This is a genomic window from Pseudonocardia cypriaca, assembly GCF_006717045.1.
GTDB classification, from domain to species: domain Bacteria; phylum Actinomycetota; class Actinomycetes; order Mycobacteriales; family Pseudonocardiaceae; genus Pseudonocardia; species Pseudonocardia cypriaca.
Genome location: NZ_VFPH01000002.1, coordinates 721,581 through 735,798, shown reverse-complemented (window position 1 = coordinate 735,798; position 14,218 = coordinate 721,581). Strand labels below are relative to the sequence as shown.

Here is a 14,218-nt window from a genome sequence, read left to right as displayed (position 1 = left end):
ACCTGAACCCGCAGAGCAACCCGTCGCCCGGCTTGCCCTTCTCCCCGCATGCGTGAACCCGGGTCCAGGAGGCCATGGTCGACGCGCTACTGTGCGCGGCCGTGGACATCGCTCTGATCGTGGCTGCGATCGCTGCCCTCGCTGCCGTCTTGGCAGCGCTCGTGCAGCGCACCGGTACCGCTTACGCGGCGGGTGTCGGAGCACGCCAGAAAACAGCCGAGGCGGGTATCGAGCTTTGTGATCGCCTCGCCGAGCATCTCGCCGAGGCTGGGCAGAGCGCGAACGGGTACGGGCTCGAGCTGAACGAAGAGTTCCTGAAGGACTGGGACGCTCGGCGGGGGCTCGTCCACCAGATTCTCACGGCTCATGGGCGTGCGTTCGCCGTTATGGCGGCACTGCCAAAGGACAGCGAAGCCCGCGTTCGAGTGCAACGGGCCCTCGACGTGATCGCCGCGCTGCCGTCAGAGGGGGAGACCTCGGACTTGCTTGCGGCCTGGTCGCGTGACAGGAACGCGATCCCGGAGGCCTTGGACGCGATCGGTCGCGAGCGTGCTTACCACTTCCGGCGGCTGGAGGCGTCGGCGCGCAATCCGTCGGAACGTCAATGGGTCGAGCGGACGGCGCCGCGGATCGCGCCGCCGGACAGCGGGACGTAGGCTCCGGGCCTCCGATGCTCGCACCGGCGCTTCACGGGCTCGGGATCTCCCTGGCCAGCCGCCGGTTCTCTTCGAGCACGTCGGTGTCAGCCGGTCCTCGCGCTCCCCGCGGTCGGTCAAGCCGCAGCGAGCTGACCGAAAGCATCGCGCTGCACGGTACCAGTGAGCTTTTTCCAACCTGGCTGGCGGGCTCTGGACGGGCTCGGCGTGTCAGCGCCACGGATGGGTGAAGCTCCTGGTAGACGGGCGATTCACTAGATCAACTCGTCCAGACCAGGAGCTTCGGTTGCTGTCATACCCGTCCGCGATGTCGGTGTCCACCCGAGCGCTGATCATGCTCTCCGACCTGATCCGACACCGTCGCACCGAACTCGGCACCCGATGGCGCAGGCTCGACGCCGGCGGCCAGGCCCGGCTGACCCTGGCCCACGTGCGCAAGAACGAGACCTACGCCGACCTCGCGGTCGGGTTCGGGATCGGCACGACCACGGTCTACCGCTACCTGTGCGAGGCCCTCGACCTGCTCGCCGCGTTCGCCCCCACCTTGGACCAGGCGATCGAGGTCGCCCGCGGGAAGGCCCACGTCATCCTGGACGGGACGCTGCTGCGCATCGACCGGGTCGGCATGGCCGGTGGTCGGGACCGTCCGTTCTACTCCGGGAAACACAAGTGCCACGGCGTGAACGTGCAGGTCATCGCCGACCCGGCCGGGCGGCTCATCTGGATTTCCCCGGTGCTGCCCGGCGCACGGCACGACATGGGCGCTGCCCGCGAGCACGGGATCATCGACGCCTTGAACGCGGCCGGAGTGCAGACGCTGGCCGATACCGCCTACCAGGGCGGCGGACCCACAATCCGGGTTCCGCAGCGGCGGCGACGCCTCGACCCGGACACCGGCCGCTACCAGCGACTCTCCCATACGCAGAAGGAGGTCAACACGGCCCACGCCCGCCGTCGTGGGCCGGGTGAGCGGGCCAACGCCGAGATCAAGAACTGGAAGATCCTTCGCAAGATCCGCTCGAGCCCCAGTCGGGCGAACATCCTGGTCAAGGCCGTCCAGACCCTGATCCTCGCCAGCTGACCTCAGGTTGAAAAAGGCTCAGTGTGTGCGGCGCATGATCGCTCCCACGGTTACTGCCGATCAGTGCATGGCCTCACCAATCACCGTCGACCATGTGAACTGGGTCTGAGCAGCAGGAACGACCTCGCCTGATCTCGAAGGACGCTCTGCATGGTCGACCGCACGGGGCATTCGCTACTTTCAGGTCGGCAGTCTCCTCTGTCTTCTGACACTGGCCCTGCGTTCTGCAGTGCCAGTCGGCGCCGATGATGCGACAGCGTCTGAATGAACAAAAGCCCATCAGCGACAGAAGTCGATTGGATCTTGCCACCGCGAGCCGCGCGGACACACCTGACCTCGGTAGCTGGGCAAGGTCGGACCCCGGGCGGATGCTGGAGTGGTTCGACACCCACATGCGCTGATCCGACCGGTCGGCGCGGCCCGCGCTGGACGTCACGGGGTGAGGCCGAGGGCGGCGCCGACGATGGCGTCGGCGTCGAGGCCGTGGTGGCGGTGGACGTCCTGGAGGTCGCCGGACTGGCCGAACCGGGTGACGCCGAGGTACGCGGCCCGGACGCGGTGGACGCCGGCGAGGAACGCCAGGGTGTGGGGGTGCCCGTCGAGCACGGTGACCAGCGGTGCGCTGCGGTGGGCGGGGAAGGCGGCGTTGAGGATCCAGGTCGGGCCGTCGGTGCGCCCGCTGCGGGCGTGGAGCGCGTCGAAGAGCAGGCCGGGACTGGTGACGCAGACGACGTCCGCGGGGACGCCCGTGCGGTCCAGCCGCTCGGCGGCGGCGAGTGCCTCGGGGACGACCGCGCCCATCGCGGCCAGGGTGACCGCGGGCGGGCTCGCGGAGCGGCGCAGGAGGTAGGCGCCCGCCACCACCTGGCGGCGGCGGTGCTCGCGGGCCGCCGGGTCGGGCGGGACCGCGGCGAGGGTCTGGTCGACGGGCCGGGTCGACAGGCGCAGGTACGCCGAGCCGCCGTCGGGCCTGCCGAGCCGGGCCAGGGACGCGAGGAGCGTCCACTCGACGTCGACCGCGAACGCCGGCTCGTAGGTGGTGCACCCGGGCTGCTCGAGCCCAACGGACGGCGTGGTGACCGACTGGTGCGCTCCCCCCTCGGACGCGAGGGTCACCCCCGAAGGGGTGCCGACGAGGATCGACTGCCCTCCCGCGTAGATGCCGAACGACCAGGGCTCCAGGGCCCGCTCGACGAACGGGTCGTAGAGCACCCCGATCGGCAGCAGCGGTTCGCCCCACCGGCTCCAGGTGGCGCCGAGCTCGCCGAGCAACCCCACGAGATTGGTCTCGGCGATGCCGAGCTCGACGTGCTGCCCGGTGGGGCGTTCCCGCCAGTGCAGGATCGTCTCGGGGTCGTCGGCGAACCAGTCGGTGCGCTCGCGGGAGGACCAGACGCCGACCTTGTTGACCCAGCCGGCGAGGTTGGTCGACGAGCTCACGTCCGGGCAGAGCGTCACGACCCGCCCGGCCGCGTCCGGCGCGGAGCGGGTGAGGTCGAGCAGCGCCCGGCCGAGCGCGGCCTGGGTGGTGGCGGTGCCGCCGGGGGTGCGGCCGAAGTCGGTGGGGATCGCCGGTGGGGGAGTGGACGGTGCCGGTCGGCGCCGCAGCCGCTCGGCGGTGGCGGCGCAGAGCAGGGCGGCCTCCGTGCCGTCCGGGAACCGGGACCACGGCCGGTCGACCGACTCGCCGAGCGACTCGGCGAGGTGCGCCATCTGCTGCGTGGTGAGCAGCGAGGAGTGGTTCTGGGGGTGGCCCTCCGTGGGGAGGCCGTGGCCCTTCACGGTGTACGCGAAGATCACGGTGGGCCGGGTGTCGTCGATCGCGGCGAGGGCGTCGACGAGGGCGGCGACGTCGTGGCCGCCGAGGTTGCGCACGGCGGTGTGCAGCGTCGCGTCGTCCAGCCCGGCGACGAGCGCGGCCAGCTCGCGGTCGCCCGCGGGCAGCCGCTCCCGCAGCTGCGCCGGGTCGCAGCGCAGCAGCCGCTGGTACTCGGGGTTGGACATCTCGTCGATGCGGCGGCGCAGCGCGGCGCCCCCGGGCCGGGCGAACACCTCGTCGAGCACCCGGCCGTACTTGACGGTGAGCACCTGCCAGCCCGCCGCGGCGAACATGCCCTGCAGGCGCGGGACACCGATGTTCGGCACGACCCGGTCCAGGGACTGGCGGTTGACGTCGACGATCCAGACAACCTCTCCGAGCTCGGCGACCATCGGGTCGAGGATCGCCTCCCAGCAGGCGCCCTCGTCCAGCTCGGCGTCGCCGACCAGGGAGTACTGGCGTCCGCTGCCCACGTCGGCGCCCTTGGAGGCGAGGTAGCGGCGGGCGAGCCCTCCCCAGATCGGGGCGGTTGCCCCGATGCCCACCGAACCGGTCGAGTAGTCGACCGGGTCCGGGTCCTTGGCGCGGGACGGGTAAGCCTGCAGGCCGCCGAACGCGCGCAGCGTGGGCAGGTAGCGCTCGTCCAGCTCGCCGAGCAGGTAGTTGACGGCGTGCAGCACCGGCGAGGCGTGCGGTTTGACCGAGACCCGGTCCTCGGCGCGCAGGTGGGTGAACCACAGGGCCGTGGCGATCGTGACCATCGACGCGCTGGAGGCCTGGTGGCCGCCGACCTTCAGCCCGCTCGGGTTCGGCCGCACCCGGTTGGCGTGGTGCACGATCGAGGTGGCGAGCCACAGCACCCGCCGCTCGACCTGGCGCAGCACCTCCACCGGCGGCGCCGCCGCCTCCGGCTGCCGTGCGACCGTCGTCATCAGGATCCTCCTCGTGCCACTCTGCACTCCGATGGCAGCATCGGTGCGAAGTCTGCGCAACCCTCACCGGTCGTCCTGAGCACTATGCTCAATCTCGGTGGGAGGACCGGAGCGGAGGGAGTCATTGTGCGCACTCCGGAGACCGTCGACGCCACGGACGCGCGGCTGCTGCTCGCGCTCGCCGAAAGCCCGCGGGCCACCGTCCTGGCGCTGGCCGAGCGCACCGGACTGTCCCGCAACACCGTGCAGGCGCGCCTCGCCGGGCTGGAGGCGCGGGGCGTCGTCACGACGTTCGAGCGGCGGATCGACCCGGCCGCGCTCGGCTGCCCGCTCAGCGCGTTCGTCATGGTCCAGGTGACCCAGAGGTTGCTCGCCGAGGTCGCCGCCGCGCTGCGCGAGGTGCCGGAGGTGCTCGAGGTGCTCGGGCTCTCCGGGCCCAGCGACCTGCTGGTGCGCGTCGCTGCCCGCGACGCCGACGACCTCTACCGGATCGCCGGACAGCTGCTCGCCACCGAGGGCGTCGAGCGCACCACCACCTCGCTCGTCATGCGCACGCTCGTGGAGCACCGCGTGGCGCCACTGCTGGAGCGGATCGCGACCGCGTAGCGCGGCGGCGGCCGACCTGGCCGGCGATCACCGCGAGGCGCCTCCGGATGCCGTCGCCGTCAGGGTCAGCAGCTCGCCCAGCAGCTTGTTGCACTCGGGGTTGGGCACGACCTCCTGCGGGTTTTAGTCCGGTACCGCGTCCCACTTCGCCATGGTGTCCCGGAGCGCGACAGGGAGTCGGTAGAAGCCTTCTGGGGCACGTGTTGGGCGGCCTTCCGCTTCCGAGCGGTTTCCGCACGCGTGCGAAAACCTTCCCTCCTTCATGGGACCTGATCATGCACCTCGCCGTAGGCCACCACCGAGAGGAACCGGATCGGCAGTTGCACCAGCGCCTGGGGGCCGTGGGTGCCCTCGCCGTCGAGCTGCAGGGCGTCACCCGGGCGCATCGTGTAGCTCGAGTCGCCGTGCCCGTAGACCATCTCGCCTTCCAGCATGTACAGCAGCTCCGTGCCCGGGTGCTCGAAGAGCGGGAACTCCTCGCTGCGCTCGGTGAGCGTCACGAGGTGGGCTTCCATGCGCTTGTGCGGGCCGCGCAGCGCGCCGAGGAGGGTGTAGTCGTGGCCGACACGGGTGCCGCGGGCCACGATGCGGGCGCCGGTCCCCGCGGGGGTGAACACGGCCTCTCGCGGGGCGTCGGCGCCGCGGAACAGCGTGGTGACCGGCACGTCGAGCGCGTCGGCGAGCCGGGCGAGCGTGGTAAGACTGCAGGAGGTCTGCGCATTCTCGATCTTCGACAGCATCGGCTTCGAGATCCCGGTCCGCTCGGCGAGCTCGGCGAGGGTCGCCCCCGATGCGTGCCGGATCCGCCGCACCTGCGCGGCGATCGCGCGTTCGAGCCGGCCCTCCTGCGCGGCCGGCCGGTCGATCTCGCGCGCGGCGGGGCCGTGATCGATGGTGTCGGCCATCTGCACATCCTCTCCCGGCGCGTCAGCGCATCTCGCCTGCCCCGACGTAGGGGTGCGGGCTGCGCAGCAGCGCCCCCTCGGCGAAGCGGGAGAGCCGGAAGTCCGAGTCGGGGACGTGCGGGTCGGAGCTCGTCCCGTCGACCACGAGGTCCGCGACCAGCCGCCCCACCGACGGGGAGATCTTGAAGCCGTGCCCGGAGAAGCCGGCGGCCACGACGAGCCCGTCGACCGGGGTCGGGGAGATGACGGGGTTGAAGTCGGGGGTGACGTCGTAGCAGCCGGCATACGTCGACGAGACCGAGGCGTTCTCCAGCCCGGGGAACCGGGTGCCGACCTTCTCGACGGCGAGGTCGAGGAACGCCTCGGAAGCCTGGTTGGAGTAGCGGTCGGGGTCGGCGGGCTCCAGCTCGGCGAGGTCGGAGTTGCCGAAGAGGATCTCGCCCGACGCCTCCGGCCGCACGTACTGCAGCGACACGAGGTCGGAGAACACCGGGACCGGCCCCAGGTCGACGCCGGGATCGACGAGCACGATCTGCTCGCGGTGCACCGTGATCGGCAGGTCGATGCCGTGCGCGGCGAGCAGCGGCACCGACCACGGGCCCGCGGCGACGACGACGGCGCCGGCTGGGATCGTTGACCCGTCCGCGAGCCGCGCCCCCGTGGCCCGTCCGTTCTCGGCCACGATCTCGGTGACCGTGCTGCCCTGCCGCAGCCGTACCCCCGCGCGGCGGGCGGCGGCGGCGAATGCCTGCGCGGTCTGGTACGCGTCGCCGTACCCGCCCCTGGGCTCCCAGGCGAACGCGGCGAAGTCGTCGAGGTACGCGGTCGGCCAGTGCCTGCGGACCTCGGCGTGGCCGATCTCCTCTGTCCGCACGCCGACGGCCCGCTGGTTCGCGAGGGAGGCACGCAGCGCGTCGAGGTTCTGCTCGCCGACGCCCACGACGTAGCCGGTCTGGTGGAACCCGACGTCCGCGCCGAGGATCTCGGCGGCGTTCTCGAAGACGTCCAGTGCGGCGTTCGCCATCGCCGCGAGCGAGGAGACGCCGTAGTGGCAGCGCACCACCCCGGACGACTTGCCGGTGCCGCCGGAGCCGACGGTGGCGCGTTCGACGATCACAACGTCGGTGACGCCGCGTTCGGCGAGCGCCCATGCGGCGGCGCACCCCTCGATCCCGCCACCGACGATCACCACGTCAGCCACCGGACGTCCCCGGGATCCAGTCGGTGCCGGCGAGCGGCACGCGGGCCATCGCGGCGGCCTCGATGGTGAGCGCGACGAGGTCCTCGGGTTCGAGGTGCTGCACGTGCGCCTTGCCGCAGGCCCGGGCGATGGTTTGGGCCTCCATGGTCAGCACGCGCAGGTAGTTGGCGAGGCGGCGGCCGCCCTCGACCGGGTCGAGCCGTGCGGCGAGCTCGGGGTCCTGGGTGGTGATGCCGGCCGGGTCGCGCCCGTCCTGGTAGTCGTCGTAGAAGCCGGCGGCGGAGCCGAGCTGCTCGTACTCGGCGGCGTGGCGGGGGTGGTTGTCGCCCAGCGCGATCAGGGCGGCGGTGCCGATCGCCACCGCGTCAGCGCCCAGGGCCATGGCCTTGGCGACGTCGGCGCCGGTGCGGATACCGCCGGACACGATCAGCTGGACCGTGCGGTGCAGCCCCAGCTCCTGCAGCGCCTGCACGGCCTGCGGGATCGCGGCGAGCGTCGGGATGCCGACGTGCTCGATGAACACCTCCTGGGTGGCGGCGGTGCCGCCCTGCATCCCGTCGACGACCACGACGTCAGCACCTGCGGCGACGGCCAGCTTCACGTCGTAGTAGGTGCGGGTGGCGCCGACCTTGACGTAGATCGGCTTCTCCCAGTCGGTGATCTCACGCAGCTCGAGGATCTTGATCGTGAGGTCGTCGGGGCCGGTCCAGTCCGGGTGCCGGCACGCGGAGCGCTGGTCGATGCCGGCGGGCAGGCTGCGCATCGCGGCGACCCGGTCGGAGATCTTCTGGCCGAGGAGCATCCCGCCGCCGCCGGGCTTGGCGCCCTGGCCCAGGACGATCTCGATGGCGTCGGCCTTGCGCAGGTCGGCAGGGTTCATCCCGTAGCGGGAGGGCAGGTACTGGTAGACGAGGTGCTTGGACTGGCCGCGCTCCTCGGGAGTCATGCCGCCGTCGCCGGTGGTGGTGGAGGTGCCGACCTCGCTGGCTCCCCGTCCGAGCGCCTCCTTCGCCTGCGCGGAGAGGGCGCCGAAGCTCATCCCCGCGATCGTCACCGGGATGTCGAGGTGCAGTGGGTACTTCGCGTTCCGGTCGCCGAGCACGACGTCGGTGTCGCAGCGCTCCCGGTAGCCCTCCAGGGGGTAGCGGGACATCGAGGCGCCGAGGAACAGCAGGTCGTCGAAGTGCGGCACGCGGCGCTTCGCACCCCAGCCGCGGATGTCGTAGACGCCGGTGTCGGCGGCGTTCTGGATGGCGGCGATGGTGGCGCGGTCGAAGGTCGCCGACTCGCGAAGCGAGTCGAATCGGTGCTGCTCGCGGAGCGCAGGGTCGGTCATCGGGCTCCTCAATACGTGTTGTGCGCGGCGAAGTGGTAGAGCCGCCGGGCCGAGCCGAAGCGGCGGAACTCGCCCGGCTCGTGATCCAGCCCCGCGGCGGCGAGCAGCTCGGCCAGCTCGGCCCGGTGCTCGTCGCGCACCGGCTTCTCGACGCAGTCCGCGCCGAGGGAGCCGACCTTGCCCCGCACGTAGATGCGCGCCTCGTAGATCGAGTCGCCGAGGTCGTCGCCGGCGTCGCCGCAGACGACGAGCCGACCTGCCTGGGCCATGAACGCGCTCATCGGGCCGATGTCGCCGCCAACGACGATGTCGACGCCCTTCATGGAGATGCCGCACCGCATCGACGCCGAACCCTCGATCACGAGGAGGCCGCCGTGCGCGGTCGCGCCCGCGGACTGCGAGGCGTCGCCGCGCACCCGTACGGTGCCGGACATCATGTTCTCCGCCACGCCGGTGCCGACGCTGCCGTGCACGGTGATCGCGCCACCGTCGTTCATGCCGGCGCAGTAGTAGCCGGCGTGCCCGCGGACCTGGACGTCGATCGGGTGGTGGACGCCCGCCGCGATCGCGTGGGCGCCCTTGGGATCGAGCACCTCGTAGGAGGTCGCAGTGGGGGTGTGCAGTTCGGCGTTCAGCTCCCGAACCGAGGATGCCTGCAGGTCGACCGTCAGCGCACCCATGCGTACACCTTCTCCGGCTCGGGTTCGTAGATCCGTGCGTCCTCGATGCCGGGCAGCTCGGCGAGCGCGCGGAACTCCGAGGCCATCGCGACCCATCCGGTGGTCTCGGCGATGATCGCCGGCTTGCACGCGATCGCGTCGCGGACGACGGCGAACCCGTCCGCGCTGGTCACGAGCAGGGTGTAGAAGCCGTCGAAGCGCTCGCAGAGCAGCCGCAGCGCCTTGTCCAGGTCCTCGCCCTGCGCCAGCCGCGACGCGACGAACCGCGCGCCGACCTCGGAGTCGTTCTCCGAGTCGAACACGACGCCGTCGCGGCGCAGGTCCCGGCGGATCGTGGCGTGGTTGGCGAACGAGCCGTTGTGCACCAGGCACTGGTCCGGGCCGACGGAGAACGGGTGGCAGCCCTCTGGGGTGACCGCCGACTCGGTGGCCATCCGGGTGTGGGCGAGGCCCTGCCAGCCCTCGGCGCTTGCCAGGTCGTAGGTGGCGGCGAGCGCCCGCGGGTGGCCGGTGCCCTTGTACACGGTGAGGTCGGTGCCGGAGCCGACCACCGTGACATCCGGCGCGGCGGCCCGGACCGCGTCGACGAGGGCGTCGACGGAGAGCGGAGCGGCGACGACCGTGGTGTCGCCCGCCGCCGTAACCAGCGCGTCGGGCAGCCGGGCGGCGAGGTCGGGCGGCGCGTCGAGCACCGACACCGCGGCGTGCCCTTCCGGGCAGCGGCGGCGGTCGCCGTAGACGGCGACGCCCGCGGAGTCCGGGCCGCGCTCGACGACCTGGCACAGCATGCTCTCCAGCAGCCGGCCCAGCCGCGGGTACAGCGCTGGGTCGCGCAGGTGGAGTCCGACGATCCCGCACACGGGCCGTCTCCTTTCCCTAGAAGGCGGTCAGGTAGCGGTCGTGCTCCCACGAGCCGACCGTGCCGTGCCAGTCGAAGAACTCCTCCCGCTTCAGGGCGGTGAAGTACTCGGCGACGCCCGGGCCCGCGGCGTCCAGGGCGGCCGAGACGACCTTGTCGGCGGCGAGCGCGTCGGCCGCGTGCAGCAGCGTGGGTGGAAGCTCGGGCCGGGGGAGTGTGTCCGCGCTCGTGCCGGGGTCGCCGGGGTCGAGGTCGCGGTCGATCCCGTCGAGGCCCGCGGCGAGCACCGCGGCCACCGCGAGGTACGGGTTGGCCGAGCCGTCGCCGCCGCGCAGCTCGATCCGGTGCTGGTCGGGTATGCGGACGAAGTGGGTGCGGTCGTTACCGCCGTACGTGGCGCGCCGCGGCGACCAGGTGGCGCCGGAGCGGGTGGAGGTCGCCCCGGTGCGCTTGTAGGAGTTCACCGTCGGCGCGAGCACGGCCTGCAGGCCGGGGGCGTGGTCGAGGATCCCGGCCAGGAACTGGTACGCCAGCGGGGCCAGCCCGAACCCGCGCGGGTCGCCCGCGTCGGGGAAGAGCGCGGCACCGTCGCGCCACAGCGACAGGTGCAGGTGCATCCCGGAGCCGGTGCGGTCGGCGAACGGCTTGGGCATGAAGGTCGCGATCATCCCGCGCTGCTCGGCGAGCACCGAGATCAGGTAGCGGGCGGTGATCACCCGGTCGGCTGTGGTCAGGGCGTCGGCGTAGGCGAAGTTCTGCTCGAACTGGCCGTTCGCGTCCTCGTGGTCGTTGGCGTAGTTGCCCCAGCCCAGCGCGTTCATCGCCGCCGACACCCCGGTGAGGTGCTCGTACATGCGGGTCAGGCCGCGGGCGTCGTAGCAGGGCCGGGCGGCGTCGTCCTTGGCGTCGGCGGGTACCAGCCGGCCCGTGTCGTCGCGCCGGACGAGGAAGTACTCCACTTCGGCGCCCGCGAACAGCGCGACGTCGCGCGCGGCGGCCTCGGCGATGAGCTTCTTGAGCACGACCCGCGGCGCGAAGTGCCACGGCTCGCCTTCGACGTGGGGGTCGCAATGCACCAGCGCCAGGTCATCGCGCACCCACGGCAGCGGCGTGTAGCTCGCGAGATCCGGGATGGCGATCAGGTCGGGGTCGCTCGGCACCTGACCGATCGCCCCGACGGCGTAGCCGGCGAACCCGACGCCCTCGTGCTGCAGCTCGGTGGCCGCCTCGACGGGCACGAGCTTGGCGCACGGCTTGCCCGCGAGGTCGACGAACAGCGCGAGCAGGAACCGCACCCCGTCGGCCTCGGCCCGCGCGGCCAGGTCGGTGGTCGCCATCGGGACCCCTCTCGTGGGTATCTCAGTAAGAAACTTAGTTACTGAACAGGAAACAGGGAAGAGGTCAGTTCGCGAGGAGCCAGCGCGCGGCGGCGCCGCGGAAGCGGTCGAGGCCCTTGTAGTCGGCCATGTCCTCGGGGAGCTCCGCCAGCACCCGGCCGAAGCGCTCCCGCCAGGCGGGCACGGTGGCGAGCTCGGCCAGCGAGGCGAGGTACGTGCGGATCAAGAACATGACCGCGCCGGAGTGGCCGAGCCGGACGAGGTGCTGCACCTCGACCCGCAGGTGCAGCCGGCGGGCGAGCTCGTCGCCGTCCGCGTCGGCGATCGCGCGCCGGTCGGGACCCCATTCCGGGTAGATCTCGGTGGACTGGTCGAGCCGGCGGTCGACCGACATCGTCCAGTTCGTGCGCCGGTACTCCTGGCCGGGTTGCAGCCGCATCAGGAAGCGCTCGGCGCGCGAGATGATGCCCTCCTCGTGGACGCGCGGCACCGGCCCGTGCACCTCGAGGAACCGCATCCCGACGTCGAAGCGCATGGACCAGTCGGCGGCGAAGGTGACGATGCCCGCGTCGGCCCACAGCGAGCCTTCGCGCTGGTCGAGCAGCACGATGTCGTCCTGGACCTGGCTGCCGAGGAATCCGAGCGGGCCGCCGGGGAGGCTCGCGTCGTCGCCGTCGGTGAACCGCTGCTCGATGCCGAGGAGAGCGTTGCGCCAGACGAGATCCGGCCCGGTGCGTTCGAGCGACATCCGGTCAGGGTGCTGGGCCGCGAGCTCGCCGAGCACGGTGTGCAGCGCGTCCCAGCACGCGGGGCGCATGTGTGACAGGACCTGGAGCCGCGCGGGGTCCCGGTCGAGCACCGCGGCCCGTTCGGCCAGCTCTGGGCCGTACTCGTCGTCGACGTCGAGGATGCCGGTGCCCCAGCTGCCGGCCTCGGTCTCGACCGGCACGCGGGCCGGTTCGACGTTCGTCGAGTAGCGGTAGGTGTCGGCGCGGAAGGGGAACGGGAAGCGGGCCAGTCGCCGGGTCACAGGTCGATCTCCAGCGCGTCGGTCTCGCTCCGGGACACGCAGCACATGACGGCGTCGCTGCGCTCGTCGGCGGCGAGGAACTCGTCGCGGTGCAGCGGCCGTCCGGCGAGCACTGGTACGCGGCACTCGCCGCACACGCCCTGCCGGCACATGCTCGGCACGGCGACGCCCGCGGCGTGCAGCGCGTCGAGCAGGCTCGTCCCGGACGGCACGTGCACGTCCCGGTCCGAGCGGGCCAGCCGGGCCACGAACTCCCGGCCCGGGTCGAGGGCGGCGGGGACGAACCGCTCCAGGTGCAGCCGCTCCGGCGGCCAGCCCGCCGCGGCGGCGTCGGTGAGCACCCGGTCCATCAGCGGGCCGGGGCCGCAGACGTAGAGGTGCGTGCCGATCGGCTGCTCGCGCAGGGCCGCCTGCAGCAGCCGGCCGAACTCGTCGGGGTCGGTGGACTCGACGAGCCGGTCCCCGAGCAGCCCGGCGAGCTCCTCCGCGTACGGGGCGACGCCCGGCCGGTGCACGTAGAGCAGCTCGACCGGCCGGTCCCACCGCAGCGCGGCCCGGACGTGCGCGAGCATCGGGGTGATCCCGATACCCCCGGCGACCAGCAGGTGCCGGCGCGCCGTGGCGACCGGCGGGAATGCGCTGCGCGGGCGTGACACCCGCACGCGGTCGCCGACCCGCAGGCCGTGGACGTACGCCGAACCCCCGTCGCCGTCGGGAATGTGCAGGACGGCGATCCGGTACGCGTCCGGCTCGACGCCACAGCCCGTTAGCGAGTACGCGTTGCGCCGGCCGTGGCCGCACTCGACGACGACGTGGGCGCCTGCCGGGTACGGGGGTAGCCGCCCGTCCGGCCGGACGAGCGTCAGCTCGCGGATGCCGGGGGCGATCTCCTCGGTCTTGCCGACCACCAGATCCAGGGTCATGGGCGTTCCTCGGCATCGGCCATGAATCCCAGGTAGGACGCCGACCGGCGCGACACGTGGTGGTAGACCAGCAACGACCGGCCGCAGCCCGGGCACGGGGTCACCTCGCCGGTGGCGACCTCGGCCACTGACGTGGTGTCGCAGTGCGCGCACCACACGCGCCGATGCCGGTCGTCGGTCACCAGCACGGCGATCTCCGCCGCCAGCACTCCCGCGCGCGTCGCCGCCGCGTAGGCGGCCAGCACGTCGGCCTGTGGACCGGCAAGCATGAGCCGCCACCCGACGCGCGCTGCGGCCAGCTGCTCGCCGAGCTCGGCGAGCACCGCCTCGTCCGCGCCCTCGACGCGCCGGACCCACACCGGCCGGCCGAGCCGGGCGACCTCGCGGTGCCAGTGCTCGCCGACCGGCGCGGCGTCCGGCCCGAACGCCATGATCGCGAACGCCCGGCCCGCTCGGTCGACCCCGGGGTCGGTGGTCGGCCAGCGCGGCACGCTGGTGTGCGCGGCTCCCATCAGGGTGCGAAGCTGCGATGGCCGGCGTAGAAGCCGAGCGCCCGGTCCGGCGTCTCGAACTTGACTGTCGTGCCCTTCGGGAAGAACAGGACGTCCCCCTTGCGGGCGTGCACGACCTGCCCGGACGTCATGTCGGTGAGCACGAACTCGCCCTCGACCACGAACTTGGTCTCGTCGTAGGTGTACTCGTAGACCAGCGGCTCCGAATGGAACAGCTCGAAGAACCCCGAGCAGAACACCGCCCCGTCGGGGTTCGCGAACGCGTCCCCGATGAACGCCTCGCAGCCGGGCTCGTTCATCGACGGCAGGTTCTCGTAACCCTTCTCGACCTTGCCGATCAT

At 72.3% G+C, this 14,218-nt stretch carries 14 protein-coding genes; 3 read left to right on the top strand and 11 right to left on the bottom strand.

From position 1 onward, the window contains the following. Window positions 1–101: 101 nt before the first annotated feature. On the top strand, window positions 102–656 hold the full coding sequence (locus tag FB388_RS21000) for a hypothetical protein (protein WP_142103944.1): 555 nt from the start codon (window positions 102–104) through the stop codon (window positions 654–656). A gap of 286 nt (window positions 657–942) precedes the next feature. Next, entirely contained in the window at window positions 943–1,737 is a 795-nt protein-coding gene (locus FB388_RS20995) for a transposase family protein (protein WP_142106161.1), read from the top strand. Window positions 1,738–2,169: 432 nt separating this feature from the next. On the opposite strand, the gene FB388_RS20990 is transcribed toward FB388_RS20995, so the two are convergent. Further along, a complete protein-coding gene (locus FB388_RS20990; RefSeq protein WP_142103943.1) occupies window positions 2,170–4,488 on the bottom strand; it encodes a transketolase-like TK C-terminal-containing protein in 2,319 nt (772 codons plus the stop codon). A gap of 126 nt (window positions 4,489–4,614) precedes the next feature. Here FB388_RS20990 and FB388_RS20985 point away from each other — a divergent pair, with 126 nt between their 5' ends. Next, on the top strand, window positions 4,615–5,094 hold the full coding sequence (locus tag FB388_RS20985) for an Lrp/AsnC family transcriptional regulator (RefSeq protein ID WP_246122243.1): 480 nt from the start codon (window positions 4,615–4,617) through the stop codon (window positions 5,092–5,094). 260 nt (window positions 5,095–5,354) lie between these two features. Here the strand turns inward: FB388_RS20985 and FB388_RS20980 are convergent, their stop codons facing one another. The 10 genes from FB388_RS20980 to FB388_RS20940 form a co-directional block, all read right to left on the bottom strand. Continuing rightward, window positions 5,355–5,999: a helix-turn-helix domain-containing protein gene (locus tag FB388_RS20980; protein WP_142103941.1), complete on the bottom strand. Its 645-nt coding sequence runs from the start codon at window positions 5,997–5,999 to the stop codon at window positions 5,355–5,357. Between the two features lie 22 nt (window positions 6,000–6,021). Continuing rightward, entirely contained in the window at window positions 6,022–7,200 is a 1,179-nt protein-coding gene (locus tag FB388_RS20975) for an NAD(P)/FAD-dependent oxidoreductase (protein ID WP_142103940.1), read from the bottom strand. Beyond that, the gene (locus FB388_RS20970; RefSeq protein ID WP_142103939.1) at window positions 7,193–8,536 is read right to left on the bottom strand and encodes an FMN-binding glutamate synthase family protein; all 1,344 of its coding nucleotides are present in this window, start codon (window positions 8,534–8,536) and stop codon (window positions 7,193–7,195) included. The genes FB388_RS20975 and FB388_RS20970 overlap by 8 nt, the downstream gene beginning before the upstream one ends. An 8-nt stretch (window positions 8,537–8,544) precedes the next feature. Next, window positions 8,545–9,216, bottom strand: a complete 672-nt coding sequence (locus FB388_RS20965; protein WP_142103938.1) for a GltB/FmdC/FwdC-like GXGXG domain-containing protein — start codon at window positions 9,214–9,216, stop codon at window positions 8,545–8,547. After that, window positions 9,204–10,076 carry a class II glutamine amidotransferase domain-containing protein gene (locus FB388_RS20960; protein ID WP_142103937.1) on the bottom strand — a complete coding sequence of 291 codons (873 nt, stop codon included), beginning with the start codon at window positions 10,074–10,076 and terminating at the stop codon, window positions 9,204–9,206. The genes FB388_RS20965 and FB388_RS20960 overlap by 13 nt, the downstream gene beginning before the upstream one ends. Window positions 10,077–10,092: 16 nt before the next feature. Further along, window positions 10,093–11,412 carry a type III glutamate--ammonia ligase gene (gene glnT, locus FB388_RS20955; RefSeq protein ID WP_142103936.1) on the bottom strand — a complete coding sequence of 440 codons (1,320 nt, stop codon included), beginning with the start codon at window positions 11,410–11,412 and terminating at the stop codon, window positions 10,093–10,095. Window positions 11,413–11,476: 64 nt separating this feature from the next. Then, window positions 11,477–12,442, bottom strand: a complete 966-nt coding sequence (locus tag FB388_RS39540) for a heme-dependent oxidative N-demethylase family protein (RefSeq protein WP_211362142.1) — start codon at window positions 12,440–12,442, stop codon at window positions 11,477–11,479. Next, window positions 12,439–13,365 (bottom strand): PDR/VanB family oxidoreductase, encoded by a 927-nt coding sequence (locus FB388_RS39535; RefSeq protein WP_170225768.1) that lies wholly within the window; start codon window positions 13,363–13,365, stop codon window positions 12,439–12,441. The genes FB388_RS39540 and FB388_RS39535 overlap by 4 nt, the downstream gene beginning before the upstream one ends. After that, window positions 13,362–13,877, bottom strand: a complete 516-nt coding sequence (locus FB388_RS20945; RefSeq protein WP_142103935.1) for a dimethylamine monooxygenase subunit DmmA family protein — start codon at window positions 13,875–13,877, stop codon at window positions 13,362–13,364. Before FB388_RS20945 ends, FB388_RS39535 begins: the two co-directional genes overlap by 4 nt. Further along, on the bottom strand, window positions 13,877–14,218 hold the full coding sequence (locus tag FB388_RS20940; protein ID WP_142103934.1) for a cupin domain-containing protein: 342 nt from the start codon (window positions 14,216–14,218) through the stop codon (window positions 13,877–13,879). The genes FB388_RS20945 and FB388_RS20940 overlap by 1 nt, the downstream gene beginning before the upstream one ends.

Bases quoted from the DNA above. Each gene is read 5' to 3' on its own strand.
- FB388_RS20990 (WP_142103943.1), bottom strand. From the start codon at position 4,488: ATGACGACGGTCGCACGGCAGCCGGAGGCGGCGGCGCCGCCGGTGGAG.
- FB388_RS20980 (WP_142103941.1), bottom strand. From the start codon at position 5,999: ATGGCCGACACCATCGATCACGGCCCCGCCGCGCGCGAGATCGACCGG.
- FB388_RS20970 (WP_142103939.1), bottom strand. From the start codon at position 8,536: ATGACCGACCCTGCGCTCCGCGAGCAGCACCGATTCGACTCGCTTCGC.
- FB388_RS20965 (WP_142103938.1), bottom strand. From the start codon at position 9,216: ATGGGTGCGCTGACGGTCGACCTGCAGGCATCCTCGGTTCGGGAGCTG.
- glnT (WP_142103936.1), bottom strand. From the start codon at position 11,412: ATGGCGACCACCGACCTGGCCGCGCGGGCCGAGGCCGACGGGGTGCGG.
- FB388_RS39535 (WP_170225768.1), bottom strand. From the start codon at position 13,365: ATGACCCTGGATCTGGTGGTCGGCAAGACCGAGGAGATCGCCCCCGGC.
- FB388_RS20945 (WP_142103935.1), bottom strand. From the start codon at position 13,877: ATGGGAGCCGCGCACACCAGCGTGCCGCGCTGGCCGACCACCGACCCC.
- FB388_RS20940 (WP_142103934.1), bottom strand. From the start codon at position 14,218: ATGATCGGCAAGGTCGAGAAGGGTTACGAGAACCTGCCGTCGATGAAC.